This is a genomic window from Alkaliphilus flagellatus, from assembly GCF_018919215.1.
GTDB lineage: Bacteria > Bacillota > Clostridia > Peptostreptococcales > Natronincolaceae > Alkaliphilus_B > Alkaliphilus_B flagellatus.
Genome location: NZ_JAHLQK010000008.1, coordinates 16,679 through 41,958, shown reverse-complemented (window position 1 = coordinate 41,958; position 25,280 = coordinate 16,679). Strand labels below are relative to the sequence as shown.

General features: G+C 35.8%; 28 protein-coding genes and 1 other annotated feature. All 28 genes read left to right on the top strand.

The window, feature by feature from the left end:
- The first annotated feature begins 17 nt into the window (after nt 1-17).
- Entirely contained in the window at nt 18-764 is a 747-nt protein-coding gene (gene rlmB / locus KQI88_RS17170; RefSeq protein WP_216419473.1) for a 23S rRNA (guanosine(2251)-2'-O)-methyltransferase RlmB, read from the top strand.
- A 15-nt stretch (nt 765-779) separates the two neighbouring features.
- The gene (locus tag KQI88_RS17165; protein WP_216419471.1) at nt 780-1,292 is read left to right on the top strand and encodes an NYN domain-containing protein; all 513 of its coding nucleotides are present in this window, start codon (nt 780-782) and stop codon (nt 1,290-1,292) included.
- Nucleotides 1,293-1,379: 87 nt separating this feature from the next.
- Complete coding sequence (gene sigH, locus KQI88_RS17160; RefSeq protein WP_212381912.1) at nt 1,380-2,021, top strand: RNA polymerase sporulation sigma factor SigH; 642 nt, start codon at nt 1,380-1,382, stop codon at nt 2,019-2,021.
- A gap of 176 nt (nt 2,022-2,197) precedes the next feature.
- Nucleotides 2,198-3,391 (top strand): elongation factor Tu, encoded by a 1,194-nt coding sequence (tuf, locus tag KQI88_RS17155; protein ID WP_216419456.1) that lies wholly within the window; start codon nt 2,198-2,200, stop codon nt 3,389-3,391.
- A gap of 257 nt (nt 3,392-3,648) precedes the next feature.
- Entirely contained in the window at nt 3,649-3,798 is a 150-nt protein-coding gene (gene rpmG / locus KQI88_RS17150) for a 50S ribosomal protein L33 (protein ID WP_012158354.1), read from the top strand.
- A 40-nt stretch (nt 3,799-3,838) separates the two neighbouring features.
- Nucleotides 3,839-4,057, top strand: coding sequence for a preprotein translocase subunit SecE (secE, locus tag KQI88_RS17145; RefSeq protein WP_212381914.1), 219 nt, complete (start codon nt 3,839-3,841; stop codon nt 4,055-4,057).
- A 59-nt stretch (nt 4,058-4,116) separates the two neighbouring features.
- Nucleotides 4,117-4,635, top strand: coding sequence for a transcription termination/antitermination protein NusG (gene nusG / locus KQI88_RS17140; protein WP_212381916.1), 519 nt, complete (start codon nt 4,117-4,119; stop codon nt 4,633-4,635).
- Nucleotides 4,636-4,715: 80 nt separating this feature from the next.
- A complete protein-coding gene (rplK, locus tag KQI88_RS17135; RefSeq protein ID WP_212381918.1) occupies nt 4,716-5,141 on the top strand; it encodes a 50S ribosomal protein L11 in 426 nt (141 codons plus the stop codon).
- 68 nt (nt 5,142-5,209) lie between these two features.
- Nucleotides 5,210-5,908: a 50S ribosomal protein L1 gene (gene rplA, locus KQI88_RS17130; RefSeq protein ID WP_216419469.1), complete on the top strand. Its 699-nt coding sequence runs from the start codon at nt 5,210-5,212 to the stop codon at nt 5,906-5,908.
- Between the two features lie 69 nt (nt 5,909-5,977).
- Nucleotides 5,978-6,108, top strand: a sequence feature (ribosomal protein L10 leader region).
- A gap of 44 nt (nt 6,109-6,152) precedes the next feature.
- Nucleotides 6,153-6,656: a 50S ribosomal protein L10 gene (gene rplJ, locus KQI88_RS17125; RefSeq protein WP_216419467.1), complete on the top strand. Its 504-nt coding sequence runs from the start codon at nt 6,153-6,155 to the stop codon at nt 6,654-6,656.
- Between the two features lie 61 nt (nt 6,657-6,717).
- On the top strand, nt 6,718-7,083 hold the full coding sequence (gene rplL, locus KQI88_RS17120; protein WP_212381924.1) for a 50S ribosomal protein L7/L12: 366 nt from the start codon (nt 6,718-6,720) through the stop codon (nt 7,081-7,083).
- Nucleotides 7,084-7,636: 553 nt separating this feature from the next.
- Complete coding sequence (gene rpoB / locus KQI88_RS17115; RefSeq protein ID WP_216419522.1) at nt 7,637-11,359, top strand: DNA-directed RNA polymerase subunit beta; 3,723 nt, start codon at nt 7,637-7,639, stop codon at nt 11,357-11,359.
- A gap of 97 nt (nt 11,360-11,456) precedes the next feature.
- Entirely contained in the window at nt 11,457-14,996 is a 3,540-nt protein-coding gene (rpoC, locus tag KQI88_RS17110; RefSeq protein ID WP_216419465.1) for a DNA-directed RNA polymerase subunit beta', read from the top strand.
- Nucleotides 14,997-15,128: 132 nt separating this feature from the next.
- Entirely contained in the window at nt 15,129-15,371 is a 243-nt protein-coding gene (locus KQI88_RS17105; RefSeq protein WP_216419462.1) for a ribosomal L7Ae/L30e/S12e/Gadd45 family protein, read from the top strand.
- Nucleotides 15,372-15,477: 106 nt separating this feature from the next.
- Nucleotides 15,478-15,900, top strand: a complete 423-nt coding sequence (rpsL, locus tag KQI88_RS17100) for a 30S ribosomal protein S12 (RefSeq protein ID WP_216419460.1) — start codon at nt 15,478-15,480, stop codon at nt 15,898-15,900.
- 143 nt (nt 15,901-16,043) lie between these two features.
- Nucleotides 16,044-16,514, top strand: a complete 471-nt coding sequence (gene rpsG / locus KQI88_RS17095) for a 30S ribosomal protein S7 (protein ID WP_212381932.1) — start codon at nt 16,044-16,046, stop codon at nt 16,512-16,514.
- Between the two features lie 81 nt (nt 16,515-16,595).
- Complete coding sequence (gene fusA, locus KQI88_RS17090; RefSeq protein ID WP_216419458.1) at nt 16,596-18,668, top strand: elongation factor G; 2,073 nt, start codon at nt 16,596-16,598, stop codon at nt 18,666-18,668.
- Between the two features lie 99 nt (nt 18,669-18,767).
- The gene (gene tuf, locus KQI88_RS17085; RefSeq protein ID WP_216419456.1) at nt 18,768-19,961 is read left to right on the top strand and encodes an elongation factor Tu; all 1,194 of its coding nucleotides are present in this window, start codon (nt 18,768-18,770) and stop codon (nt 19,959-19,961) included.
- Between the two features lie 340 nt (nt 19,962-20,301).
- Nucleotides 20,302-20,616 carry a 30S ribosomal protein S10 gene (gene rpsJ, locus KQI88_RS17080; protein WP_212381936.1) on the top strand — a complete coding sequence of 105 codons (315 nt, stop codon included), beginning with the start codon at nt 20,302-20,304 and terminating at the stop codon, nt 20,614-20,616.
- Between the two features lie 95 nt (nt 20,617-20,711).
- Complete coding sequence (gene rplC, locus KQI88_RS17075; protein WP_216419454.1) at nt 20,712-21,344, top strand: 50S ribosomal protein L3; 633 nt, start codon at nt 20,712-20,714, stop codon at nt 21,342-21,344.
- A 26-nt stretch (nt 21,345-21,370) separates the two neighbouring features.
- Nucleotides 21,371-21,994: a 50S ribosomal protein L4 gene (gene rplD / locus KQI88_RS17070; RefSeq protein WP_216419452.1), complete on the top strand. Its 624-nt coding sequence runs from the start codon at nt 21,371-21,373 to the stop codon at nt 21,992-21,994.
- Complete coding sequence (gene rplW / locus KQI88_RS17065; RefSeq protein WP_212381941.1) at nt 21,994-22,284, top strand: 50S ribosomal protein L23; 291 nt, start codon at nt 21,994-21,996, stop codon at nt 22,282-22,284. The genes rplD and rplW overlap by 1 nt, the downstream gene beginning before the upstream one ends.
- 35 nt (nt 22,285-22,319) lie before the next feature.
- Nucleotides 22,320-23,150 (top strand): 50S ribosomal protein L2, encoded by an 831-nt coding sequence (gene rplB / locus KQI88_RS17060; RefSeq protein WP_216419450.1) that lies wholly within the window; start codon nt 22,320-22,322, stop codon nt 23,148-23,150.
- A gap of 43 nt (nt 23,151-23,193) precedes the next feature.
- Nucleotides 23,194-23,475 carry a 30S ribosomal protein S19 gene (rpsS, locus tag KQI88_RS17055; protein ID WP_216419448.1) on the top strand — a complete coding sequence of 94 codons (282 nt, stop codon included), beginning with the start codon at nt 23,194-23,196 and terminating at the stop codon, nt 23,473-23,475.
- Nucleotides 23,476-23,508: 33 nt separating this feature from the next.
- On the top strand, nt 23,509-23,841 hold the full coding sequence (gene rplV / locus KQI88_RS17050; protein ID WP_212381948.1) for a 50S ribosomal protein L22: 333 nt from the start codon (nt 23,509-23,511) through the stop codon (nt 23,839-23,841).
- Between the two features lie 19 nt (nt 23,842-23,860).
- Nucleotides 23,861-24,583, top strand: coding sequence for a 30S ribosomal protein S3 (gene rpsC, locus KQI88_RS17045; RefSeq protein WP_216419447.1), 723 nt, complete (start codon nt 23,861-23,863; stop codon nt 24,581-24,583).
- A gap of 32 nt (nt 24,584-24,615) precedes the next feature.
- Nucleotides 24,616-25,059 (top strand): 50S ribosomal protein L16, encoded by a 444-nt coding sequence (rplP, locus tag KQI88_RS17040; protein WP_216419445.1) that lies wholly within the window; start codon nt 24,616-24,618, stop codon nt 25,057-25,059.
- A complete protein-coding gene (gene rpmC / locus KQI88_RS17035; protein WP_212381954.1) occupies nt 25,049-25,252 on the top strand; it encodes a 50S ribosomal protein L29 in 204 nt (67 codons plus the stop codon). The genes rplP and rpmC overlap by 11 nt, the downstream gene beginning before the upstream one ends.
- The last annotated feature ends 28 nt before the right edge of the window (nt 25,253-25,280 follow it).

Sequence of the window (25,280 nt, the reverse complement as noted above, 5' to 3'; positions counted from 1 at the left end):
GAGGAAGGAAGGATAATATGTCAACAGATAAAATAGTAGGACGAAATCCAGTAATGGAGGCACTAAAATCTGGTAGAGAGATTGATAAAATTTTAATCGCCAAAGGAACTGAAGGTGGTTCTTTAATTAAAATAATTGGGAAAGCAAAGGATAGGGGCATACCCATTCAATATGTTGAAAGACAAAAATTAAATGAAATATCGGAATCTAATGCACATCAAGGAATTATAGCAACTGTAGCTGCTTACGAATATAGCGACTTAGAGGATATTCTTGATAGAGCTAAACAAAGAGGTAAAGATCCTTTTATTCTAATTTTAGATGAAATTATGGATCCTCACAATTTAGGATCTATTATGAGAACAGCTGATGCAGTAGGAGTAGATGGTATTATTATTCCTAAAAGGCGATCTGTAGGTTTAACAGCAACTGTTGCTAAGAGTTCTGCTGGGGCTATTGAATATGTTCCTGTAGCAAAGGTTTCTAATATTGCGCAGACAATTGATCGTATTAAAGAGAAGGGTATATGGGTTGCTGGAGCAGATATGAGTGGAGCTAAAGAACATTATAATACTGATTTAAATGGCCCCCTTGCCTTAGTTATAGGGAATGAAGGTCAGGGGATTTCAAGATTAATTAAAGAAAAATGTGATTTCTTAGTAAAGCTTCCTATGGCTGGTCAAGTATCTTCATTAAATGCTTCAGTAGCAGCAGCTGTTTTGATGTATGAAGTCTTCAGACAAAGATCAACTGCTGATAATTAGCTAGAGGAAATAGCTTTGAATGAATATTTAATTTTAGATGGTTATAATGTGATTAATTCTTGGCCTAAATTAAAGCTACTAATGAATGAAAGCTTAGAAATTGCGAGAGGTGAACTGATTGAAATAATGGCAGAATACAGGGCATTCAAGGGTGTTAATGTCATTATTGTATTCGATGCTTATTTAGTAAAAGGAAGCATAAAGAAGAGTGAGAAATTAAGAGGAGTAGAGATTGTGTTTACTAAGGAGAGAGAAACAGCTGACTCTTATATAGAAAGACTTATTGTTGAACTATCTAAAAATAGGAGAAATAGAGTATCAGTTGTAACTAATGACTGGACAGAACAGCAGATGGTGTTAGGTGGAGGAGCTACAAGAGTCTCGGTTAGAGAAATGGTATTGGATTTTGATCAAATAAAAAATAAAATAAATAAGAAGATTGAAACTCCTAGAAAACAAAAAGATACATTATCCGACAGGATTGATCCATCAATTTTGGAAAAACTTGAAAAATTCCGACGAGGATAAGGAAACTCCTTGACTTAACATAATCTGTTCAGTTATAATGAAATCATGAAAATTGCGGATTATACAAAAGTGTTGGAGGCGATGGGTATGGGTGCTGGCATAGCAAAAGAAACTGTTGAAAATTATGAAATAGTAGATGAGGTTATGGTTGAAATTGCTAAAGATGGTGATTTGGAAGCTTTAGAATATCTGATTAAAAAATATAAAAATTTTGTTCGTGCTAAAGCTAGATCTTATTTTTTAATTGGTGCCGATCGTGAAGATATTGTACAGGAAGGCATGATTGGATTATATAAGGCAATTCGTGATTTTAAACCCGATAAACTGTCTTCATTTAGAGCTTTTGCTGAACTTTGTATTACACGCCAAATAATAACTGCTATAAAAACAGCTACTAGGCAAAAACATATTCCTTTAAACTCATATGTATCGCTAAACAAACCAATATATGATGAGGAGTCTGATAGGACACTATTAGACGTGATTTCTGGACAAAAGGTTACTGATCCTGAGGAGTTGGTAATCTGTAGAGAAGAGTTAGGTCACATAGAAGGAAAAATAGGCGAAATTTTGAGTGACTTGGAATGGAAGGTATTGGCTCTTTATTTAGAAGGAAGGTCCTATCAAGAAATTGCCTGTGATTTAGATAGACATGTAAAGTCCATAGACAATGCCCTTCAAAGGGTGAAAAGAAAATTAGAGAAATATTTGGAGTCAAGAAATGGATAAGCCTATACTGTATTAACAATACATAACAATATTGACAACATCGCATTACAAATAGTAAAATGATGTTGGGTATAAGTGATTATAGGATATAATTAGGTTTTAAAAACACCCGGCGTCGTTTAAATAAAAAGATGTAAAAAATAAAATAAGGCTTTTTATTAAGGAGGAAAATAAGAATGGCAAAGGCAAAATTTGATAGAAGTAAACCACATGTTAATATTGGAACAATTGGACACGTTGACCATGGTAAAACAACATTAACAGCAGCGATCACAAATACATTAAATGTAAGATACGGAACAGGTGCAGCTGTAGCGTTTGATAAAATTGACAAGGCACCAGAAGAAAGAGAAAGAGGAATCACAATTTCTACATCACACGTAGAGTACGAAACACCAAACAGACACTACGCACACGTAGACTGTCCAGGTCACGCTGACTATGTAAAGAACATGATTACAGGAGCAGCGCAAATGGATGGAGCAATCTTAGTATGTTCAGCAGCAGATGGTCCAATGCCACAAACAAGAGAGCACATTCTATTATCAAGACAGGTAGGGGTACCATACATCGTAGTATTCTTAAACAAATGTGATATGGTAGATGACGAAGAGTTATTAGAACTAGTAGAAATGGAAGTAAGAGACTTACTTAACGAATACGAATTTCCAGGAGATGATACACCAATCATCAGAGGATCAGCATTACAAGCATTAAACAATCCAGAAGGACCATGGGGAGATAAGATCGTAGAATTATTCGAGCAAATCGACACATACGTTCCAGAACCAGTAAGAGCAACAGACAAAACATTCCTAATGCCAGTAGAGGACGTATTCTCAATTACAGGTAGAGGAACAGTAGCAACAGGAAGAGTAGAAAGAGGAGTAATAAAAGTACAAGACGAAGTAGAACTTGTAGGAATTGCAGAAGAATCAAGAAAAGTAGTAGTAACAGGAGTAGAGATGTTCAGAAAGTTATTAGACCAAGCACAAGCTGGAGATAACGTAGGATTACTATTAAGAGGAATCCAAAGAACAGAGATTCAAAGAGGACAAGTATTATGTAAACCAGGAACAATTAAGCCACATACAAAGTTCAAAGCAGAAGTATACGTATTAAAGAAAGAAGAAGGTGGAAGACATACACCATTCTTTGATGGATACAGACCACAATTCTACTTTAGAACAACAGACGTAACAGGATCAACAAAATTACCAGAAGGAATGGAAATGGTAATGCCAGGAGATAACGTTACAATGGAAATCGAATTAATTCACCCAATCGCTATTGAAGAAGGACTAAGATTTGCTATTCGTGAAGGTGGAAGAACAGTTGGATCTGGAGTAGTTGCTTCTATTATAGAATAATTAAATGCTATTAGAACGATAATAAAGGGACTAGGTTAACCTAGTCCTTTAAAAAACAATAACCTACCTAGTAGCGAATGTTCTTATGGCTTAAGAATGCAAAAATACTTTTGCGATAGCATCAGTCTAATTTTTTTATTGACATAAAATTAAAAATATGATAGATTTTAAAAAGTAATCAATTATATAATAAGAGCTACCTATGTGCTTAAGCAATAGATATGTTCGTTAGGCAACTGTAATAGGAGGTGTAACTGGTGCGAGTGAATATTACATTAGCATGTACAGAGTGCAAGCAAAGAAACTACAACACAAGCAAAAATAAAAAAAGCAATCCAGATCGTATGGAGCTTAAAAAATATTGTAAGTTCTGCAAAACTCATACTGCCCACAGAGAAACAAAGTAGGATAGCGCTAGAACTTCTTTAAAAGGATGTGAAGTAAACAATGACTACCCAAGCAAATGCCAACAATGGAGAAAAGGCAAGAAATCTTGGTAAGTTTTTAAAAGGTGTTCGATCAGAACTTAAGAAAGTAAATTGGCCTAATCGGAAAGAATTAACAAACAACACTATTGTTGTAGTTGTTTCTGTTGCATTAGCCACACTTGCATTATGGGCGCTAGACTCAGCCTTTGGTTTTGGGTTAAATCTTATCATACGATAATATATTATGCTTAAAAGGAGGGGAGAGTATCCGGTTATAAAGGTGGATGCTCCTGATATATGTCCGAAAAAGCAAGATGGTATGTTATGCATACCTATTCAGGTCATGAAAACAAAGTAAAAATGAATATTGAAAAAATGGTTGAAAACAGAGGGATGGAAGACATTATTTTGGAGGTAAAAGTACCTACAGAAGAAAAAGTCGAGATTAAAAATGGCAAGAAAAAGATAAAAGAGTCCAAACTGTTTCCGGGATATGTACTTGTTAAAATGCTTATGACTGATGAATCTTGGTATTTAGTACGAAATACAAGAGGTGTTACAGGTTTTGTTGGTCCAAGTTCAAAACCAATACCACTAACAGACCAAGAGATAAAGTCTATGGGAGTAGAAGAGCCTAGAATTGAAGTAGATGTTAAAGTTGGAGAAAGTATAAAAGTTACTTCAGGTCCTTTTGAAACCTTCATTGGAACTATTGAACATATCAATATGGAAAAACAAACCCTTAAAGTTCGCATTTCAATGTTCGGAAGAGAAACACCAGTTGAACTAGGATTTGATCAAATTGAGAAAATTTAGACCCAATAATAGTTCGAGAGAATAGTTTTTTTATGTAAATTTTTAAGTGTATTGCAATGATTAAGGAGGTGTAAAACAATATGGCAAAGAAAATAATAGGACAAATCAAATTACAAATTTCTGCAGGAAAAGCTACTCCAGCACCACCGGTTGGACCAGCACTTGGACAACATGGTGTAAACATAATGGGATTCTGTAAAGAATTTAATGCTAAAACTGCTGATCAAGCTGGTTTAATTATTCCAGTTGTTATTTCAGTTTACCAAGACAGATCATTTAGCTTCATTACAAAAACTCCACCTGCTGCAGTATTAATTAAAAAAGCTGCTGGTATTCAAAGTGGATCTGGTGAAGCAAATAAGAAAAAAGTTGCAAAAATCTCTAAAGATAAAATTAGAGAAATTGCTGAATTAAAAATGCCTGACCTAAATGCTGCATCTATAGAAGCTGCTATTAGCATGATTTCTGGAACAGCAAGAAGTATGGGTGTTGTAGTAGAAGACTAATTTATAAGTAGTTTATAGAAGTGGGAGGTTCTCACTAAAAACCGTTAATACCACAAGGAGGTAAAGAAATGGCTAAACAAGGTAAAAAATATCAAGAAGCAGCAAAACAAATTGATAAAATGCGATTATATGACCCAGCAGAAGCAATAGAACTTGCAAAAAAAGTTGCTACTGCTAAATTTGATGAAACTGTAGAAGCACACATAAAATTAGGTGTTGACTCAAGACACGCTGATCAACAAGTAAGAGGTGCTGTTGTATTACCACATGGTACTGGTAAAACTGTTAAAATCCTTGTATTTGCAAAGGGTGAAAAGGCAATTGAAGCTGAAAAGGCAGGAGCAGACTATGTAGGTGGAGATGAATTAGTAGCAAAGATTCAAGGTGAAAACTGGTTCGATTTTGACGTAGTAGTTGCAACTCCTGATATGATGGGTGTTGTAGGTAAATTAGGTAGAGTATTAGGACCAAAAGGTTTAATGCCAAACCCTAAGTCAGGAACAGTAACATTTGATTTAGTAAAAGCTGTTAATGAGATTAAAGCTGGTAAAGTTGAGTACAGATTGGATAAAACAAATATTATCCATGTGCCAATTGGAAAAGCTTCATTCGAAAAAGAAAAATTAGTAGATAACTTTAGAACATTATTAGATGCTATTGTAAAAGCAAAGCCAGCGGCTGCTAAAGGACAATACTTAAAGAGTATTACAGTAACAGCGACAATGAGCCCTGGAATTAAAGTTAACCCAGTTAAGGTAATGGAATAATTTACTTGTTATAAAGCAAGAATTAACCGTTGACATATATCAAATTTATTGATAAAATTATTTACGTTGTTAAATTTGAATATTTTGCCGTAGATAGTAGGTGCTAATGCTTAAACATCCTACCGAGGCTTTGAATAAATAAAATCAAAGGTCTCGTTATGTCTATGAAAAGGCAAAATGAGGCCTTATTTTAATAAAACGGCAAAGTACGGTGTAAATAATTAAAAAGGAGGTGGATCCCCTAATGGCAAAAGCAATTGACATTAAAAAAGAAGTAGTAGCGGAAATTACTGATAAACTTCAAAGATCTGCTGCAGCTGTAGTAGTAGATTATAGAGGCTTAAAGGTAGAGGAAGTAACAGAGCTTAGAAAGCAATGTAGGGAAAAAGGTCTTGAGTATAAGGTGTATAAAAACACTTTAACTAGAATGGCTGCTGAAAATGCAGGTATGAACGAACTTGTACAAGAGTTAGTAGGACCTAACGCAATTGTATTTAGCTATGATGATCCTGTAGCTGCTGCTAAAATTGCAAGTGAATTTGCAAAAACTCATAAAAACTTAGAGTTAAAAGCCGGGATTGTAGAAGGCGTACTTTATAAAGAAGATAAGCTTACAGAGTTTGCTTCTATTCCATCAAGAGAAGAGCTTATTGCAAAACTTCTTGGAAGCTTCAAGGCTCCATTATCAAACTTTGCTTACTTAGTTAAAGCAATCATTGATAAAAAAGAGGCAGAAGGACAAGCGTAATAGGATTAATTTAAAACAATAAAAATTATAAAAATGAAATGGAAAAGCGGAGGTGCTTGTAATGACAATTGAACAAATTTTAGAAGCAATTGAGAATATGAAAGTATTAGAATTAAACGAGTTAGTTAAAGCAGCTGAAGAAAAATTCGGAGTATCAGCATCAGCTCCAGTAGTAGTTGGAGGAGCAGTAGCTGGAGGAGCAGTAGCTGAAGAACAAACAGAATTTGAAGTAGTTCTTGAAAGTGCTGGTGCATCTAAAATCAACGTAATCAAAGTAGTAAGAGAATTAACAGGTCTTGGATTAAAAGAAGCTAAAGAAGTTGTAGATGGCGCTCCTAAGACATTAAAAGAAGGCGTAGCTAAAGAAGAAGCTGATCAAATTAAAGCTAAATTAGAAGAAGCAGGCGCAACTGTAACAGTTAAGTAATTAATCTTTTATAATTAAAAAGGGACTCCAGGAAACTGGAGTACCTTTTTGTATTTTTTCAAAAAAATAACCTCCTGCTTTCGCCAGAGGTTGTAATAAATAAATTTCGACAATAAATATTAATCTTTTCTAAATTATACTATAATTTTCAAAAAAACGCTAGTGTTATGTTAAACAAATATTAAAAAGTATTTAAACCCATAGAAATAAAATATTGACAACTTGACAACCCTATGGTAGAATTATAAATTGCATACTAGTCTTTAATTTAGAGTTTTTTTATTGGCACTAGTATAAAAAAAAGCTAAAAGGCAATAGTATAGGAATAGTTATATATGGAAAAAAAACCATAAAGTATAAAAGCATTTGGATATTTTAAGGATAGAACTACATTGATGCAAATTTTCTAATAGTTGAGTGCTTTTAAAAGAAGCAGGAGGTTAGAAATATTTTGAGCTTTTGAAGTTTTTAACGAAATTTAGAGAATTAAGTGCGACATTGAGCGTTGCGAAAGCAATAGCGGAATTTTATATTACAAGGGGTGAATTGTATGATGCCACATCCTGTCCAGCTCGGTAAGAAAACTAGAATGAGCTATGCACAAATTGATGAGGTTTTAGAAATGCCTAATCTTATCGAACTGCAGAAAGAATCCTATCAATGGTTTCTAGATGAAGGATTAAAAGAGGTTTTCAATGATGTTTCACCAATTGAAGACTATACAGGTAATCTTATCTTAGAGTTTGTTGACTATTCACTTGATGAAAAACCAAAGTACGATATCGAAGATTCAAAGGAACGAGACGTTACATACGCGGCACCATTAAAAGTAAAGGTTAGGCTAATCAATAAGGCAACTGGAGAAGTTAAGGAGCAAGAGGTCTTTATGGGAGATTTTCCTTTAATGACTGATACTGGAACCTTTATTATTAATGGAGCAGAAAGGGTAATTGTTAGTCAGCTAGTACGTTCTCCAGGAGTGTATTATAGTAGAGAGTTTGATAAAACCGGAAAACAACTTTTCTCTGCTACCGTTATTCCTAATAGAGGAGCATGGCTTGAATATGAAACAGATTCTAATGAAATAGTATCTGTAAGAATTGATCGTACTCGTAAACAACCTGTTACAGTACTACTTAGAGCATTAGGTTATGGATCGGATACTCAAATAAAGGAATTGTTAGGTGAAGATGAACGTTTATTAACTACACTTGAAAAGGATAGTACTAAAACTACAGATGAAGCATTATTAGAAATATATAAGAAATTACGTCCAGGCGAACCACCTACAGTTGAAAATGCTAAGTCTTTATTAAATACTTTATTTTTTGATCCTAAACGATATGACTTAGCTAAAGTAGGTAGATATAAGTTTAATAAAAAGCTATCATTGGCTAATAGAATTCTGGGCAAACGTGCAGCTAGTAATATAGTAGATCCAAATACTGGAGAGATATTAGTAGAAGAAGGTACTAAGATAGATCGTGATATGTCTATATTTATACAAGATTCTGGTATAAATGAGGTGCTAGTCTATGTAGAAGATAATAAACAAATAAAGGTTTTAGGAAATCATTTCGTTAATATCAAGAAACATGTTCCATTTAATATAGACGAATTAAAAATTACTGGTAAGGTTTATTATCCAGTTCTTAAGGAAATTCTTGATACCTTTAATACAGAGAATGAAATTAAAGAGGCTATTAAAGAGAGAATGAGAGAACTTTCTCCAAGACATATTATTGTTGCAGATATTGTAGCTTCTATAAGTTATGAGTTTAACTTAGCTCATGAAACTGGTAATGTGGATGACATTGACCATTTAGGAAACAGAAGATTACGTTCTGTTGGAGAACTTTTACAAAACCAATTTAGGATTGGACTTTCTCGTATGGAAAGAGTTGTAAAAGAGCGTATGACTATACAAGATGTTGATCTCGCAACACCGCAGGCTCTGATTAATATTAGGCCAGTAGCGGCATCAATTAAGGAGTTTTTTGGAAGTTCACAATTATCACAGTTTATGGATCAAACTAATCCTTTAGCGGAATTAACCCATAAACGAAGATTATCAGCTTTAGGACCAGGAGGACTTTCAAGGGAAAGAGCTGGATTTGAGGTTCGTGACGTTCATCACTCCCACTATGGACGCATGTGTCCAATTGAAACTCCAGAGGGACCTAATATAGGACTTATTAACTCATTAAGTACCTATGCAAGAGTCAACGAATATGGATTTATTGAATCACCTTATCGAAAACTAGATAAAAAGAGAAATGTTGTAACTAATGACATTGAGTACTTAACTGCTGATGAAGAAGATCTACTAATTATAGCCCAAGCAAATGAACCTTTAGATGAAGAGGGTAGATTTGTAAATAAGAGAGTAACTTGTAGAACCCATTTCGGTGGTATAGATGTTATGCCAGCTAATGAGGTAGACTATATGGATGTATCACCTAAACAAGTAGTGTCCGTTGCTACCGCTATGATTCCTTTCCTTGAAAATGATGATGCTAACCGTGCCTTAATGGGATCAAACATGCAACGTCAGGCAGTACCCCTTCTAATTACCGATGCTCCAATTATCGGTACAGGAATGGAATATCAATCTGCAAAGGATTCAGGAGTTGTTGTTGTAGCTAGACATAGTGGTATTGTAGATAAGGTAGCATCTAATGAAATTGTAATTAAAAGAGATGATAATGGCCAGAAAGAGCGCTATAAACTATTGAAATTTAAGCGGTCTAATCAGGGAACCTGCATCAATCAACGTCCTATTGTAAATAAAGGTGAAGTGGTTAAGGCTGGAGATGTAATAGCAGACGGTCCTTCTACAAATCAAGGAGAAATTGCCCTTGGCAGAAACTGTTTAATAGGATTTATGACTTGGGAAGGTTATAATTACGAAGATGCTATATTAATTAATGAAAAGTTAGTAAAAGAAGATGCTTTAACCTCTATACATATTGAGGAATATGAGGCGGAGGCAAGAGATACTAAATTAGGTCCTGAGGAAATAACAAGAGATATTCCGAATGTTGGAGAAGAAGCCCTAAAGGATCTAGATGAAAGAGGAATAATCCGAATTGGTGCTGAAGTTCAGTCTGGAGATATTTTGGTTGGTAAGGTTACGCCAAAAGGAGAGACCGAACTTACGGCTGAGGAAAGACTTCTAAGAGCAATCTTTGGAGAAAAGGCAAGAGAAGTAAGAGATACTTCTTTAAAAGTACCACACGGTGAATCTGGTATCATCGTAGATATTAAAGTATTCTCTCGTGAAAATGGAGATGAATTACCTCCAGGAGTAAATGAGCTTGTAAGGGCATATATTGCTAAAAAGAGAAAAATCAATGTTGGGGACAAAATGGCTGGTCGCCATGGTAATAAGGGGGTTATCTCTAGGGTACTTCCAGCAGAGGATATGCCATTCTTAGCTGATGGTACTCCACTAGAAATAGTTCTTAACCCATTAGGCGTACCATCTCGTATGAATATTGGTCAGGTACTTGAAGTGCATTTAGGGTTAGCTGCTAAAACCTTAGGTTGGCAAGTTGCTACACCAGTATTTGACGGTGCTAACGAGCATGATATTATGGATGCATTAGAAATAGCAGGTTATTCAAGAAGTGGAAAGGTAAAATTATACGATGGAAGAACAGGTGAGTCCTTCGATAATGATGTAACCGTAGGATATATGTATATGCTTAAGTTACATCACCTTGTTGATGATAAGATTCATGCTAGAAGTACAGGTCCGTACTCATTGGTTACACAACAACCATTAGGTGGTAAAGCTCAATTTGGTGGTCAAAGATTTGGTGAGATGGAGGTATGGGCACTTGAAGCTTATGGTGCTGCCCACACACTTCAAGAAATCTTGACTGTAAAATCTGACGACGTAATAGGTCGTGTTAAAACCTATGAATGCATTGTTAAAGGTGAAAATATACCTGAACCAGGAGTGCCAGAGTCCTTTAAAGTATTAATTAAGGAATTACAAAGTTTATGCTTAGATGTAAAGGTATTAACAGAAGAAGATTCTGAAATTGAGATTAAGGAATCTGTAGAAGATGATAGTAGTGAGCTTAATATGGAATATGCAGATTTTGGCTATGAGGCAGAAGAAGTTGCTGAGCAGCCAGACACAAATGAAGAGGAACAAGACTCTGACATCGACTATATGACAGAAGAAGATTTTGAAAGCCCAGATCAAGATATAGAGTTTGATGCAAAGTACCTAGATGATGATTTTAATTCCTATGATGACTTTTAAATAGTCGGATGCGATTTTAATTCCTATGATGACTTTTAAATAGTCGGTTAAGTTAATAAGGAAGCTTAGTAGACTATATAGAAGGGAGAGAAACTCCTTGTACGAATTAAATAATTTTGAATCAATTAGAATAGCTTTGGCTTCTCCAGAAAAGATTAGACAGTGGTCTAAGGGAGAAGTAAAAAAACCTGAAACTATTAATTATAGAACATTGAAGCCAGAAAAAGAAGGTCTGTTTTGCGAAAAAATATTTGGACCTACTAAGGACTGGGAATGTCATTGCGGAAAATATAAAAGGGTTAGATACAAAGGGGTTGTATGTGATCGTTGTGGCGTTGAAGTAACAAAATCTAAAGTAAGAAGAGAGAGAATGGGGCATATAGAGCTTGCTGCCCCTGTCTCCCATATTTGGTATTTCAAAGGAATACCAAGTAGAATGGGATTGCTTTTAGATATGTCACCTAGATCTTTAGAAAAGGTATTGTACTTTGCAGCCTATATTGTAATCGATCCAGGTGAAACTGCCTTGACGGAAAAACAGGTTTTAACAGAGAAGGAATACAGCGAAGCCATTGAAAAATATGGCAGTAACAGCTTCAAAGCTGGAATGGGAGCAGAGGCAGTTAAGAAACTGCTAGAGAATATAGACCTTGAGGGACTATATAAAGATTTAAGACACAAGTTAAAGGAAAGTACCGGACAAAAAAGAGTACGTACTATTAGAAGATTAGAAGTAGTTGATGCATTTAAACATTCAGGAAATTTACCAGAATGGATGATATTAGATGTAGTCCCGGTTATACCACCAGATTTAAGACCAATGGTTCAATTAGACGGTGGACGTTTTGCTACTTCTGACTTAAATGACTTATATAGAAGAGTAATTAACCGTAATAATCGACTAAAAAGATTATTAGATTTAGGAGCACCAGATATTATTGTGCGAAATGAAAAAAGAATGCTTCAAGAAGCAGTGGATGCACTTATAGACAATGGTAGAAGAGGTAAACCTGTTACAGGTCCTGGAAATAGACCATTGAAATCACTCTCCGATATGTTGAAAGGAAAACAAGGTCGTTTCCGTCAAAATTTATTAGGTAAACGTGTAGATTACTCTGGCCGTTCTGTTATTGTTGTTGGTCCTGAACTTAAGTTTTATCAATGTGGATTACCTAAAAAAATGGCACTAGAGTTATTTAAACCATTTGTTATGAAAAAGCTAGTTGAAGAAAACCACGCTCACAATATAAAAAGTGCAAAAAGGATGGTAGAGAAGGTTAAGCCAGAAGTTTGGGATGTACTCGAAGAAGTAATTAGGGAACATCCAGTGCTTCTTAACCGTGCCCCTACGCTGCACAGACTTGGTATCCAAGCTTTTGAACCAGTACTAGTAGAAGGAAAGGCTATTAAACTTCATCCATTAGTATGTACTGCATATAATGCAGACTTCGATGGTGACCAGATGGCAGTTCACGTACCTTTGTCTGTAGAAGCTCAGGCAGAAGCTAGATTCTTAATGCTTGCGCCTAATAATATTTTAGCACCTAAGGATGGTCAACCGATTACAACACCAACTCAGGATATGATACTCGGAAGCTACTATTTAACTATAGAGCGAGAGGGTGCCAAAGGTGAAGGAATGGTGTTTAAAGACTTTGAAGAAATGCTAATGGCCTATGCAAATGATGTTGTTAGCTTACATGCTAAAGTAAAGGTAAGAATGAAACTTCACAAGGATGACCCAGGTAAATTAGTTGAAAGCACTGTTGGAAGATTCATATTTAATGAAGAAATTCCTCAAAACTTAGGTTTTGTTGATCGTAAGAAGGATCCATATGCACTAGAAGTTGATTTCCTATGTGATAAAAAGGCATTAGGAAAAGTTATAGACAAGTGCTTTAGGAAACATGGAAATACAATCACTTCTGTTATGCTTGACTATATTAAGCGAATAGGATTCAAATTTTCTACCCGAGGAGCTATTACAATAGCAGTAGGAGATATGGAAGTTCCAAAAGAGAAGACAGAACTTATATCTTTGGCAGAAGAAAAGGTCGATAAGTATGAGAAGGCATTCAGAAGAGGATTGATTTCTGACGAAGAGAGATATGAAAAGGTTATTGAAACTTGGAGTGAAACTACTGAAAAGGTGACAGAAGCCTTGATGGCGAACTTGGGCTCTATGAATAATATGTTTATTATGGCACACTCTGGTGCTAGGGGTAGTAAAAACCAAATTCGTCAGCTTGGTGGTATGCGTGGTCTAATGGCCAACGCCACTGGTAAAACTGTAGAAATTCCAATTAAAGCTAACTTCCGTGAAGGACTTACAGTACTTGAGTACTTCATTTCTACCCACGGTGCTAGAAAGGGTTTAGCGGATACTGCATTACGTACTGCCGACTCTGGGTACTTAACAAGACGTTTAGTTGATGTTAGTCAGGACGTTATAATAAGAGAAATAGACTGTGGTACTGAAGATGGAAGCTTAGTTAAGGCTTTTAAAGATGGAAATGAAGTAATTGAAGAACTATACGATCGTATAGTAGGAAGATATGCACTAGAAGACATAATTAATCCTCAAACAGGAGAGGTTATTGTTCCAAAGAATGAAATGATACTAGAGGATGAAGCAGAGGAAATATGCTCTCTTGGTATTGAAGCTGTTAAGATTCGATCAACTTTAAAATGTAATACAAGACACGGAGTTTGTGCAAATTGTTATGGTAGAAACTTGGCAACTGGAGAGCCTGTTAAGGTGGGTGAGGCAGTAGGTATTATTGCTGCACAGTCCATCGGTGAACCTGGTACTCAGCTTACAATGCGTACATTCCATACCGGTGGGGTTGCAGGTGCAGATATTACCCAAGGTCTTCCAAGGGTTGAAGAACTTTTTGAAGCTAGAAAGCCAAAAGGACTTGCAATTATCAGTGAAACCGGAGGAACTGTTAAGATTGTTGAAACTAAGAAAAAACGTGAAGTTGTAATTACTGATGAACACGGGGAAAGCATAAACTACACTATTCCTTATGGATCAAGACTAAATGTAAGAGATGGAGCAGTTTTAGAGCCTGGAGATGAAATTACAGATGGTTCAGTCAATCCACATGATATTTTAAGAATTAAGGGCGTGGCTGGTGTACAAAACTATATTATTAAAGAAGTGCAAAGAGTATATCGTCTACAGGGTGTTGATATTAATGATAAACATATCGAAGTAATTGTACGTCAAATGTTAAATAAGGTAAAAATTGAAGAGGCAGGGGATTCAAATCTATTGCCAGGAAGTTTAGAGACAATATTTGCATTTGAAGAGGAAAATGCTAAAGTAGTTACCGAAGGTGGAGAGCCAGCTGAGGGTAAACCAGTATTATTAGGAATTACAAAAGCATCTCTTGCCACAGAATCATTCCTATCTGCTGCTTCTTTCCAAGAAACTACTAGAGTATTAACGGAAGCTGCAATTAAAGGGAAAGAAGATCACCTAATTGGTCTTAAGGAAAATGTAATTATTGGTAAACTTATTCCAGCAGGAACTGGAATGAAGCGATATAAAAATATTGCCCTAAATACCGAGAAAACAGAAGTTGAAGTAATCAATGAAATTAGTGATGATACAATAAATGAATGCTTATAGTTTAGAAATAAATAGTTGACACATATTTTAACAAGTGTTAAAATATTAAAGTGTGTTAATTAAAAGTTGACTTTTTTATGGTCTGGGAGATGATATCATCTCCCAGGTATTTAAAAAGGGAGGAAACTTTTCATGTTAGAAAATTTAGAAGTCCAAAACAAGATTGTTGGGATTAAACAATCCACTAAAGCATTAAACCAAGACAAAGTAAAAATTTTATTTGTTGCAGAGGATGCAGATAATCATTTACTACAACATATGAAGCAGATTGCGAAGGAAAAAAATGTCGAAGTGGTTCATGTTGATTCCATGAAAAAGCTAGGAAAAGCCTGCGGTATTGATGTAGGTGCAGCTGTTGCTGCAATTTTAAAGTAACTGATTACACAATACAACTTAGGTAAAGACAGTTTATCTGTAGCATGTCTATCAGATAAATCTTTTATTTTATTTAAACCTTTACTATTGGAAGGAGGTGCAATAGATGCCAACAATTAGCCAGTTAGTACGTAAGGGAAGAAAGCAAGAAGAGTACAAATCAACAGCCCCAGCGTTACAAAAAGGAATGAACTCCTTAAGAAAAAGAACAACTGACTTAAGTTCACCACAAAAAAGAGGAGTTTGTACTGCTGTTAAAACTGTTACTCCTAAAAAACCTAACTCAGCCCTAAGAAAGGTAGCTAGGGTTAGATTAACAAATGGTATTGAAGTAACAGCTTATATCCCAGGTATTGGTCATAACCTACAAGAACACAGTGTTGTTCTAATTAGAGGTGGAAGAGTAAAAGACTTACCAGGGGTTAGATACCATATTGTTAGAGGTGCATTAGATACAGCAGGAGTTGCTAATAGAATGCAATCAAGATCTAAATATGGTGCTAAGAGACCTAAAGCAGCTAAGAAGTAATTGATATCGGAGCGGTTATTAATATAGACTTCACCTATTTAGTTTATAAATAAGTGATACAATATAAAAACAGCGCACTACGGCAATAGTTAATTGTCGAGTACCGATGAACAACTCTATTTATTATTGAGGAGGGAAGAAAAGTGCCAAGAAAAGGAAATGTACCTAAAAGAGAAGTATTACCTGATCCATTATACGGTAGCAAGGTAATATCAAAATTAATCAATGCTATTATGCTAGATGGTAAAAAGGGTATTGCACAAAAAATCGTTTATGATGCTCTAGAGCTAGTACACGAAAGAACAGGTGAAGATGCACTGGAAGTATTTGAAAAGGCTATGAACAACATTATGCCTGTACTAGAAGTTAAGGCTAGACGTGTTGGAGGATCCAACTATCAAGTACCAATAGAAGTAAGACCTGAGAGAAGACAAACATTAGGACTTAGATGGTTAGTAAACTATACTAGAGCTAGAGGCGAAAAAGGTATGGTTGAAAGACTAGCTAAGGAAATTATAGATGCATCTAATAGTACTGGTGCAACTGTTAAAAAGAAAGAAGATACACACAAAATGGCAGAAGCTAACAAGGCCTTTGCACACTACAGATGGTAAAAAAATGCTTATAAAGGCATTTTGCATATGCTATCTGTAGAAGGGTCACAAGCTACAGATTTGCATGAGAGGAGGATTACTGTGCCAAGGCAAACTTCACTTGAGAATACAAGAAATATTGGCATAATGGCGCATATTGACGCCGGAAAAACAACAACTACTGAAAGAATTTTGTTCTATGCAGGTAAAATCCGTAAAGTTGCTGAAACTCATGAGGGTGGAGCGCAAATGGACTGGATGGAACAAGAAAAAGAAAGAGGTATCACTATTACTTCAGCGGCTACAACATGTCACTGGAAAGATCATAAAATAAATGTTATTGACACACCAGGTCACGTGGACTTTACTGTAGAAGTAGAACGTTCACTAAGAGTACTTGATGGTTCTGTAGCAGTATTTTGTGCTAAAGGTGGAGTAGAACCTCAATCTGAAACTGTTTGGAGACAAGCGGATAAATATAGAGTACCAAGAATCGCATTTATTAATAAAATGGATATTTTAGGTGCTGACTTCTTCCAAGCTGTAGGCATGATGAAGGATAGATTAGGTACTAATGCAGTTCCTGCTCAATTACCAATAGGTAAGGAAGATACTTTTAAAGGAATTGTTGACTTAGTTAAAATGCATGCAGTAATGTATTTAGATGATTTAGGACAACAAATGGAAATCGTAGAAATTCCTGAAGATATGAAGGAATTAGCTGCTGAATATAGAGAAAAATTGGTTGAGGCAGTATCTGAAACTGATGAAGAATTGATGATGAAATATTTAGAAGGTGAAGAGCTAACTGAAGAAGAAATCGTTAATGGACTAAGAAGAGGTACAATTAACGTTCAATTTACTCCGGTTTTCTGTGGATCATCCTATAAAAATAAAGGAGTACAATTACTTCTTGATGCTGTAGTGGCATATATGCCATCACCATTAGATATTCCAGCAATTAAAGGTATTTGTGGAGATACAGAAGAAGAAGTTGAAAGACATTCAGACGATAATGAACCATTCTCTGCTTTAGCGTTCAAAATTATGGCTGACCCTTATGTAGGAAAACTAGCTTTCTTCAGAGTTTACTCTGGAACAATTGAATCTGGTTCCTATGTTTTAAATTCAACAAAGGGTAAAAAAGAGAGAATAGGACGTATTCTTCAAATGCACGCCAATACAAGAGAAGAAATATCAACTGTTTATGCTGGAGATATTGCAGCAGCTGTAGGCCTTAAAGATACAACTACAGGAGATACATTATGTGATCCTAACAGTGCTGTTATACTAGAGTCTATGGTTTTCCCAGAGCCAGTTATCCATGTTGCGGTTGAACCAAAAACAAAAGCTGGTCAAGAAAAGATGGGTGTTGCACTTCAAAAGCTTGCAGAAGAGGACCCAACATTTAAAACTTATACAGATGAAGAAACAGGCCAAACAATTATTGCAGGTATGGGTGAACTTCACTTAGAGATTATTGTAGATAGACTTCTAAGAGAGTTTAAGGTTGAAGCAAACGTTGGTAAGCCACAGGTTGCATATAAAGAAACAATTACTCAAGCAGTAGAGGTAGAAGCTAAGTACTCTCGTCAGTCTGGTGGTCGTGGACAATACGGTCATGCTAAGATCCGTTTAACACCTCAAGAACCAGGCAAAGGATACGAATTTGTTAACAGTGTTGTTGGTGGAGCTATTCCAAGAGAATATATCCCAGCTGTTGATGCAGGTATCCAAGGAGCTATGGAAAGTGGTATTCTTGGAGGCTATGAAGTTGTTGACGTTAAGGTTGAACTTTATGATGGTTCTTACCACGAAGTCGACTCTTCAGAAATGGCATTTAAGATTGCTGGTTCTATGGCATTTAAAGACGGTATGAAAAAAGCGAAACCAGTATTATTAGAACCATATGTGAAGGTTGAAGTTACTACACCTGAAGATTATATGGGGGATGTTATTGGTGACCTTAACTCAAGACGTGGTAAGATTGAAGGTATGGAAGCGAGAACAAATGGTATGCAGGTTATAAAATCATATGTACCATTATCTGAAATGTTTGGTTATGCAACTGATCTTCGTTCTAAGACACAAGGACGTGCAGTATACTCAATGCACTTTGATCATTACGAAGCAGTACCGGCAAGCATTGCTGAAAAAATTACTGCTGGTAAGTAATATAAAGTTTTTAATAATAGAATAGCAGATAAGATATTTTGTTCTGCTATTCTAACATATATAATAAATTTAAATTGTATATTAAGGAGGAAAATAAGAATGGCAAAGGCAAAATTTGATAGAAGTAAACCACATGTTAATATTGGAACAATTGGACACGTTGACCATGGTAAAACAACATTAACAGCAGCGATCACAAATACATTAAATGTAAGATACGGAACAGGTGCAGCTGTAGCGTTTGATAAAATTGACAAGGCACCAGAAGAAAGAGAAAGAGGAATCACAATTTCTACATCACACGTAGAGTACGAAACACCAAACAGACACTACGCACACGTAGACTGTCCAGGTCACGCTGACTATGTAAAGAACATGATTACAGGAGCAGCGCAAATGGATGGAGCAATCTTAGTATGTTCAGCAGCAGATGGTCCAATGCCACAAACAAGAGAGCACATTCTATTATCAAGACAGGTAGGGGTACCATACATCGTAGTATTCTTAAACAAATGTGATATGGTAGATGACGAAGAGTTATTAGAACTAGTAGAAATGGAAGTAAGAGACTTACTTAACGAATACGAATTTCCAGGAGATGATACACCAATCATCAGAGGATCAGCATTACAAGCATTAAACAATCCAGAAGGACCATGGGGAGATAAGATCGTAGAATTATTCGAGCAAATCGACACATACGTTCCAGAACCAGTAAGAGCAACAGACAAAACATTCCTAATGCCAGTAGAGGACGTATTCTCAATTACAGGTAGAGGAACAGTAGCAACAGGAAGAGTAGAAAGAGGAGTAATAAAAGTACAAGACGAAGTAGAACTTGTAGGAATTGCAGAAGAATCAAGAAAAGTAGTAGTAACAGGAGTAGAGATGTTCAGAAAGTTATTAGACCAAGCACAAGCTGGAGATAACGTAGGATTACTATTAAGAGGAATCCAAAGAACAGAGATTCAAAGAGGACAAGTATTATGTAAACCAGGAACAATTAAGCCACATACAAAGTTCAAAGCAGAAGTATACGTATTAAAGAAAGAAGAAGGTGGAAGACATACACCATTCTTTGATGGATACAGACCACAATTCTACTTTAGAACAACAGACGTAACAGGATCAACAAAATTACCAGAAGGAATGGAAATGGTAATGCCAGGAGATAACGTTACAATGGAAATCGAATTAATTCACCCAATCGCTATTGAAGAAGGACTAAGATTTGCTATTCGTGAAGGTGGAAGAACAGTTGGATCTGGAGTAGTTGCTTCTATTATAGAATAATTAAATAACTAATAATATATACAAATTTAGAAGAAGGGTTAGCTCTTCTTCTAAATTTGCATTATGTGAAATAAAAATAATTATAAAAATGAAAAAAGAGTTGAAAAAAGACTTGAAATTTACAACAGTATATTATAAAATATATTAGTGTGTTAAGAGGCGATGATGTGAAAGGTTGCCCAAAGGGGAAATTTTCACTGAGCATGTCTTGATCAAAGAATCGGGCGACAAGGCCTAATTGTCCTGTTTTTTAAAAACATATCAACACACCCGGGACAGTGTATCATGGCCTGAGTCGTACGTAAAGGAAATCACGTGCGATGAGAAGGAGGGAAATTAAATGGCTAAAGGCAATCAGAAAATCAGAATCAGATTAAAAGCATATGATCACAAAGCATTAGATCAATCTGCTGAAAAAATTGTTGAAACAGCTAAAAGAAGTGGAGCAGAGGTATCCGGTCCAGTACCATTACCAACTGAAAAACAAGTTATCACTATTCTAAGAGCTGTTCACAAGTACAAAGATTCTAGAGAACAGTTTGAAATGAGAACACATAAGAGATTAATTGATATCTTAAACCCAACTCCAAAAACTGTTGATTCATTAATGAGATTAGATTTACCAGCAGGAGTTGACATTGAAATTAAGTTATAAACTCAATAGAGCTAAGATAAAGAGATGGATATTCATCCTATCTTAGAATGATTAGCAAGAGCTAATCCTCTGTAAGATTAATAGGAGGTGTAGATATGAAAGGTTTAATAGGAAGAAAAATTGGGATGACACAAATGTTTGATGAAATCGGTCTTGTTATTCCAGTAACAGTAATTGAAATTGAATCAAACGTTGTAACACAAGTAAAAACTATTGAAAAAGACGGCTACAATGCTCTTCAAGTTGGACATGGGGATGTTAGAGAAAAAAATATTAACAAACCACAAAAAGGTCATCTTGATAAAGCAGGGGTAGGTCCAAAGAGAACTCTACAAGAATTTAGAGTAGAAAGTACTGAAGGATTTACTGCTGGTCAAGAGTTAAAAGCGGATCTTTTTAAGGCAGGAGATAAGGTTGATGTTTCTGGAGTATCTAAAGGTAAAGGATTCCAAGGTACTATTAAGAGACATAACCAAAGTAGAGGACCTATGAGTCATGGTTCTAGATATCATAGAGGACCAGGATCAATGGGAGCAGCATCATACCCAGCAAGAGTATTTAAAGGTAAAAACCTTCCAGGGCATATGGGTAGTGAAAATGTAACAATTCAAAATCTTGAAGTTGTTAAAGTGGATGTTGAAAGAAATCTGTTAATTGTAAAAGGTGCGGTGCCAGGTCCAAAGAAAGGCCTAATAACAATTAACGAAAGTATAAAGCAAGGTAAATAATCTGGCAAGAGGAAGGAGGATGTAAAATGCCTAAAGTAGCTATATATAACGTTTCAGGACAACAAGTTAGCGAAATTGAATTAAATGACAGTGTGTTCGGAGTAGAAGTAAATGAACATGCAATGTACGAGGTTGTAAAAAACCAACTAGCAAATAAAAGACAAGGAACACAATCAGCAAAGACAAGAGCTGAGGTAAGAGGTGGCGGTAGAAAACCTTGGAAACAAAAAGGAACAGGTAGAGCTCGTGTAGGAAGTATCCGTTCACCATTATGGGTTGGTGGAGGTACTGTATTTGCACCAAAGCCAAGAGATTACAGCTACACAATACCAAAGAAAGTAAGAAGATTAGCAATGAAATCTGCACTTACTTCAAAGGTAAACAGCAATGAAATAATAGTATTAGATGAATTAAGCTTAGAAACTCCAAAAACAAAGGAAATGGTAAACATCCTTAAAAACTTAAATGTGGATAAGAAAGCTCTTATCGTAATGAGCGAAAAGAGTGAGGCTGTTATCAAATCGGCTCAAAATATTCCTGGAGTACAAACAGCATTAGTTAACACAATAAACGTGTATGATATCTTAAAATATGACAAGTTCATTATTACAAAGGATGCTGTTCAAAAAGTGGAGGAGGTGTACGCATAATGACAAATCCACATGATATTATTCTAAAGCCTGTAATTACTGAAAACAGTATGGACGATATGGCTAATAAAAAGTATACATTTGTTGTTAGCAAAAAAGCTAATAAAATCGAAGTTAAACAAGCAGTTGAAAAAATCTTCGGTGTAAAAGTGGAAAAAGTAAACACCATGAATATGATTGGTAAAGTAAAAAGAATGGGCGCGAAAGAAGGAAAACGTGCTGACTGGAAAAAGGCTATTGTAACATTAACACCAGAGAGTAAAGAAATTGAATTCTTCGAAGGTATGTAATTAGCCGATCTGGAATAAGAAGGAGGGAAACCGAAATGTCTATTAAGAAGTTAAAACCTACTTCACCTGCGAGAAGACAAATGACTGTTTCTACTTTTGAAGAAATAACTAGAGTTGAACCAGAAAAGTCATTATTAGAACCTATTAAAAAAAGCGGTGGTAGAAACTCATACGGTAGAATTACTGTACGTCATAGAGGTGGCGGAGCAAGAAGACATTATAGAATTATTGACTTTAAGAGAAATAAAGATGGTATACCTGCAAAGGTTGCAACAATTGAGTATGATCCAAATAGAAGTGCTAATATAGCATTATTACACTATGTTGATGGTGAGAAAAGATATATTATAGCTCCACAAGGATTAAAAGTTGGGGATATGTTAGAATCTGGATCAAATGCAGATATTAAGATTGGTAATGCACTACCACTTCAAAATATGCCTGTTGGTACGATTATACACAATATCGAAATGAAGCCTGGAAAAGGTGGTCAGCTTGTTAGATCAGCTGGAAACTCAGCGCAGCTAATGGCTAAAGAAGGCAAACACGCTCTAGTAAGACTACCATCTGGTGAAGTAAGATATCTTCCAGTAAATTGTAAAGCAACAGTTGGTCAAGTTGGTAATCAAGAGCATGAAAATATTACAATCGGAAAAGCAGGTAGAAAAAGAAACATGGGTATTAGACCTACAGTTAGAGGATCTGCAATGAACCCTAATGACCATCCACACGGTGGTGGAGAAGGTAGATCACCTATTGGACGACCAGCTCCTGTTACACCATGGGGTAAACCTGCACTTGGATACAAAACTCGTGATAAGAAAAAAGCTTCAAATAAGATGATTGTATCAAGAAGAAAGAAATAGGATAAAATCCTAGAATGGTAAGCAACTGAAGGGAGGAAAAGTAATGAGCAGATCGCTTAAAAAAGGACCTTTTGTTCACCAAGGACTTCTTAAGAAAATAGAAGAGATGAACGATAAGAACGAAAAAAAGGTAATTAAGACATGGTCTAGGGCGTCCACAATTTTCCCACAAATGATCGGTCATACAATTGCTGTTCATGACGGAAGAAAACACGTTCCAGTATATGTTACTGAAGATATGGTAGGTCATAAGCTTGGAGAGTTCGCTCTAACAAGAACTTATAGAGGCCATGATGATAACGAAAAAACAACTAAGAGAAAATAATTAAGATTTTCTATAAGGAAGGAGGTAGTTGTTGTGGAAGCAAGAGCAATCGTTAGATACGTAAGAATCGCTCCTAGAAAGGCACAACAAGTAGTTGACCTTGTAAGAGGTAAAAAGGTTGATGAAGCATTAGCAATTTTGAAGTATACTCCAAAGGCAGCAGCTCCAATCGTTGAGAAGTTAGTAAAGTCTGCTATCGCCAATGCTGAAAACAATAATAACATGGACATAGATCGTTTGTATATTTCTGAGATATATGCAAATCAAGGACCAACAATGAAGAGATTCAGACCAAGAGCTATGGGTCGTGCAACAACTATTAGAAAAAGAACTAGTCACATCGAGGTTGTATTGAAGGAAAAATAAGGCTTAAGGAGGGAAAAGAATGGGTCAAAAAGTAAATCCACATGGATTGCGTGTTGGTGTCATTAAGGACTGGGATACAAAATGGTATGCCAACAAAAGAGACTTCGGAGATCTTCTTGTAGAAGATAATAACATTCGTAAATTTGTTAAGAAAAAGCTTTTCTTATCTGGAATTGCTAAGATTGAAATAGAAAGAGCAGCTAATAATAGAGTTAAAGTAAACGTTCACACAGCTAAACCAGGAATGGTTATAGGTAAGGGTGGCCAAGGCGTTGAAGACTTAAGAAAAGATATTGAAAAGTTAACTAAAAAGAGCGTTGCTGTAAACGTAGTAGAAGTAAAACGTCCAGAAACAGATGCACAATTAGTAGCTGAAAACATTGCTTTCCAACTTGAAAGAAGGGTTTCATTTAGAAGAGCAATGAAGCAAGCTATGCAAAGAGCGGTTAAATCTGGTGCAAAGGGTATTAAAGTATCCACATCAGGTAGACTTGGCGGAGCTGAGATGGCGCGTACAGAAGGATATAATCAAGGAAACGTACCACTACACACATTAAGAGCAGATATCGATTATGGATTTGCAGAAGCTGATACTACCTATGGTAAATTAGGAGTAAAGGTTTGGATATACAAAGGAGAAGTACTTCCTACTAAAGGAAAAGTAGCTTCTATGGGTGATAATCAAGAAAAACAAGAAAATAATGATAAAAATACAAGAGGTAGAAGAAGAGAAGCGAAATAAGTGTAATGCCTTTCGGGAAGGAGGAATAGTTCATGTTAATGCCTAAAAGAGTTAAACGAAGAAGAGTGCATAGAGGAAAAATGAGAGGTCAAGCCCACAAAGGGAACACTGTTTCCTATGGTGACTTCGGCTTAATGGCAATGGAGCCTGCATGGATTACTTCAAATCAAATTGAAGCAGCGCGTATTGCGATGACAAGATATATTAAAAGAGGGGGTAAAGTTTGGATTAAAATTTTCCCTCACAAACCTGTTACTAAAAAACCAGCTGAGACTCGTATGGGTGCCGGGAAAGGTTCACCAGAATATTGGGTAGCAGTTGTAAAACCGGGAAGAATTATGTTCGAACTTTCAGGTGTTTCTGAAGAAAGAGCGAGAGAAGCTATGAGACTTGCTGCACATAAACTCCCAATTAAATGTAAGTTTGTAGCACGTGAAGATCAAGAAGTAAAGGGTGGTGAAGCTAATGAAAACTAAAGAAATGAGAGATATGACTAATGTTGAATTAGATCAAAGGCTGACAGAATTAAAAGGTGAATTATTTAATTTACGTTTTCAATTAGCAACAGGCCAGCTTGAAAACCCTTTGAGAATTAGAAATGTTCGTAAGGATATTGCTAGAATCAAAACAATCATTAGGGAAAATGAATTAAAGCAGGCAAGAGCGTAATATATAAAGTTCACAAGGAAGGAGGCCA

What these genes read in the sequence shown, in the direction of transcription:
- rlmB (WP_216419473.1), top strand. Translation starts at nt 18, where the DNA reads ATGTCAACAGATAAAATAGTAGGACGAAATCCAGTAATGGAGGCACTA.
- sigH (WP_212381912.1), top strand. Translation starts at nt 1,380, where the DNA reads ATGGGTGCTGGCATAGCAAAAGAAACTGTTGAAAATTATGAAATAGTA.
- tuf (WP_216419456.1), top strand. Translation starts at nt 2,198, where the DNA reads ATGGCAAAGGCAAAATTTGATAGAAGTAAACCACATGTTAATATTGGA.
- secE (WP_212381914.1), top strand. Translation starts at nt 3,839, where the DNA reads ATGACTACCCAAGCAAATGCCAACAATGGAGAAAAGGCAAGAAATCTT.
- nusG (WP_212381916.1), top strand. Translation starts at nt 4,117, where the DNA reads ATGTCCGAAAAAGCAAGATGGTATGTTATGCATACCTATTCAGGTCAT.
- rplK (WP_212381918.1), top strand. Translation starts at nt 4,716, where the DNA reads ATGGCAAAGAAAATAATAGGACAAATCAAATTACAAATTTCTGCAGGA.
- rplA (WP_216419469.1), top strand. Translation starts at nt 5,210, where the DNA reads ATGGCTAAACAAGGTAAAAAATATCAAGAAGCAGCAAAACAAATTGAT.
- rplJ (WP_216419467.1), top strand. Translation starts at nt 6,153, where the DNA reads ATGGCAAAAGCAATTGACATTAAAAAAGAAGTAGTAGCGGAAATTACT.
- rplL (WP_212381924.1), top strand. Translation starts at nt 6,718, where the DNA reads ATGACAATTGAACAAATTTTAGAAGCAATTGAGAATATGAAAGTATTA.
- rpoB (WP_216419522.1), top strand. Translation starts at nt 7,637, where the DNA reads ATGCCACATCCTGTCCAGCTCGGTAAGAAAACTAGAATGAGCTATGCA.
- KQI88_RS17105 (WP_216419462.1), top strand. Translation starts at nt 15,129, where the DNA reads ATGTTAGAAAATTTAGAAGTCCAAAACAAGATTGTTGGGATTAAACAA.
- rpsL (WP_216419460.1), top strand. Translation starts at nt 15,478, where the DNA reads ATGCCAACAATTAGCCAGTTAGTACGTAAGGGAAGAAAGCAAGAAGAG.
- tuf (WP_216419456.1), top strand. Translation starts at nt 18,768, where the DNA reads ATGGCAAAGGCAAAATTTGATAGAAGTAAACCACATGTTAATATTGGA.
- rpsJ (WP_212381936.1), top strand. Translation starts at nt 20,302, where the DNA reads ATGGCTAAAGGCAATCAGAAAATCAGAATCAGATTAAAAGCATATGAT.
- rplC (WP_216419454.1), top strand. Translation starts at nt 20,712, where the DNA reads ATGAAAGGTTTAATAGGAAGAAAAATTGGGATGACACAAATGTTTGAT.
- rplD (WP_216419452.1), top strand. Translation starts at nt 21,371, where the DNA reads ATGCCTAAAGTAGCTATATATAACGTTTCAGGACAACAAGTTAGCGAA.
- rplW (WP_212381941.1), top strand. Translation starts at nt 21,994, where the DNA reads ATGACAAATCCACATGATATTATTCTAAAGCCTGTAATTACTGAAAAC.
- rplB (WP_216419450.1), top strand. Translation starts at nt 22,320, where the DNA reads ATGTCTATTAAGAAGTTAAAACCTACTTCACCTGCGAGAAGACAAATG.
- rpsS (WP_216419448.1), top strand. Translation starts at nt 23,194, where the DNA reads ATGAGCAGATCGCTTAAAAAAGGACCTTTTGTTCACCAAGGACTTCTT.
- rpsC (WP_216419447.1), top strand. Translation starts at nt 23,861, where the DNA reads ATGGGTCAAAAAGTAAATCCACATGGATTGCGTGTTGGTGTCATTAAG.
- rplP (WP_216419445.1), top strand. Translation starts at nt 24,616, where the DNA reads ATGTTAATGCCTAAAAGAGTTAAACGAAGAAGAGTGCATAGAGGAAAA.
- rpmC (WP_212381954.1), top strand. Translation starts at nt 25,049, where the DNA reads ATGAAAACTAAAGAAATGAGAGATATGACTAATGTTGAATTAGATCAA.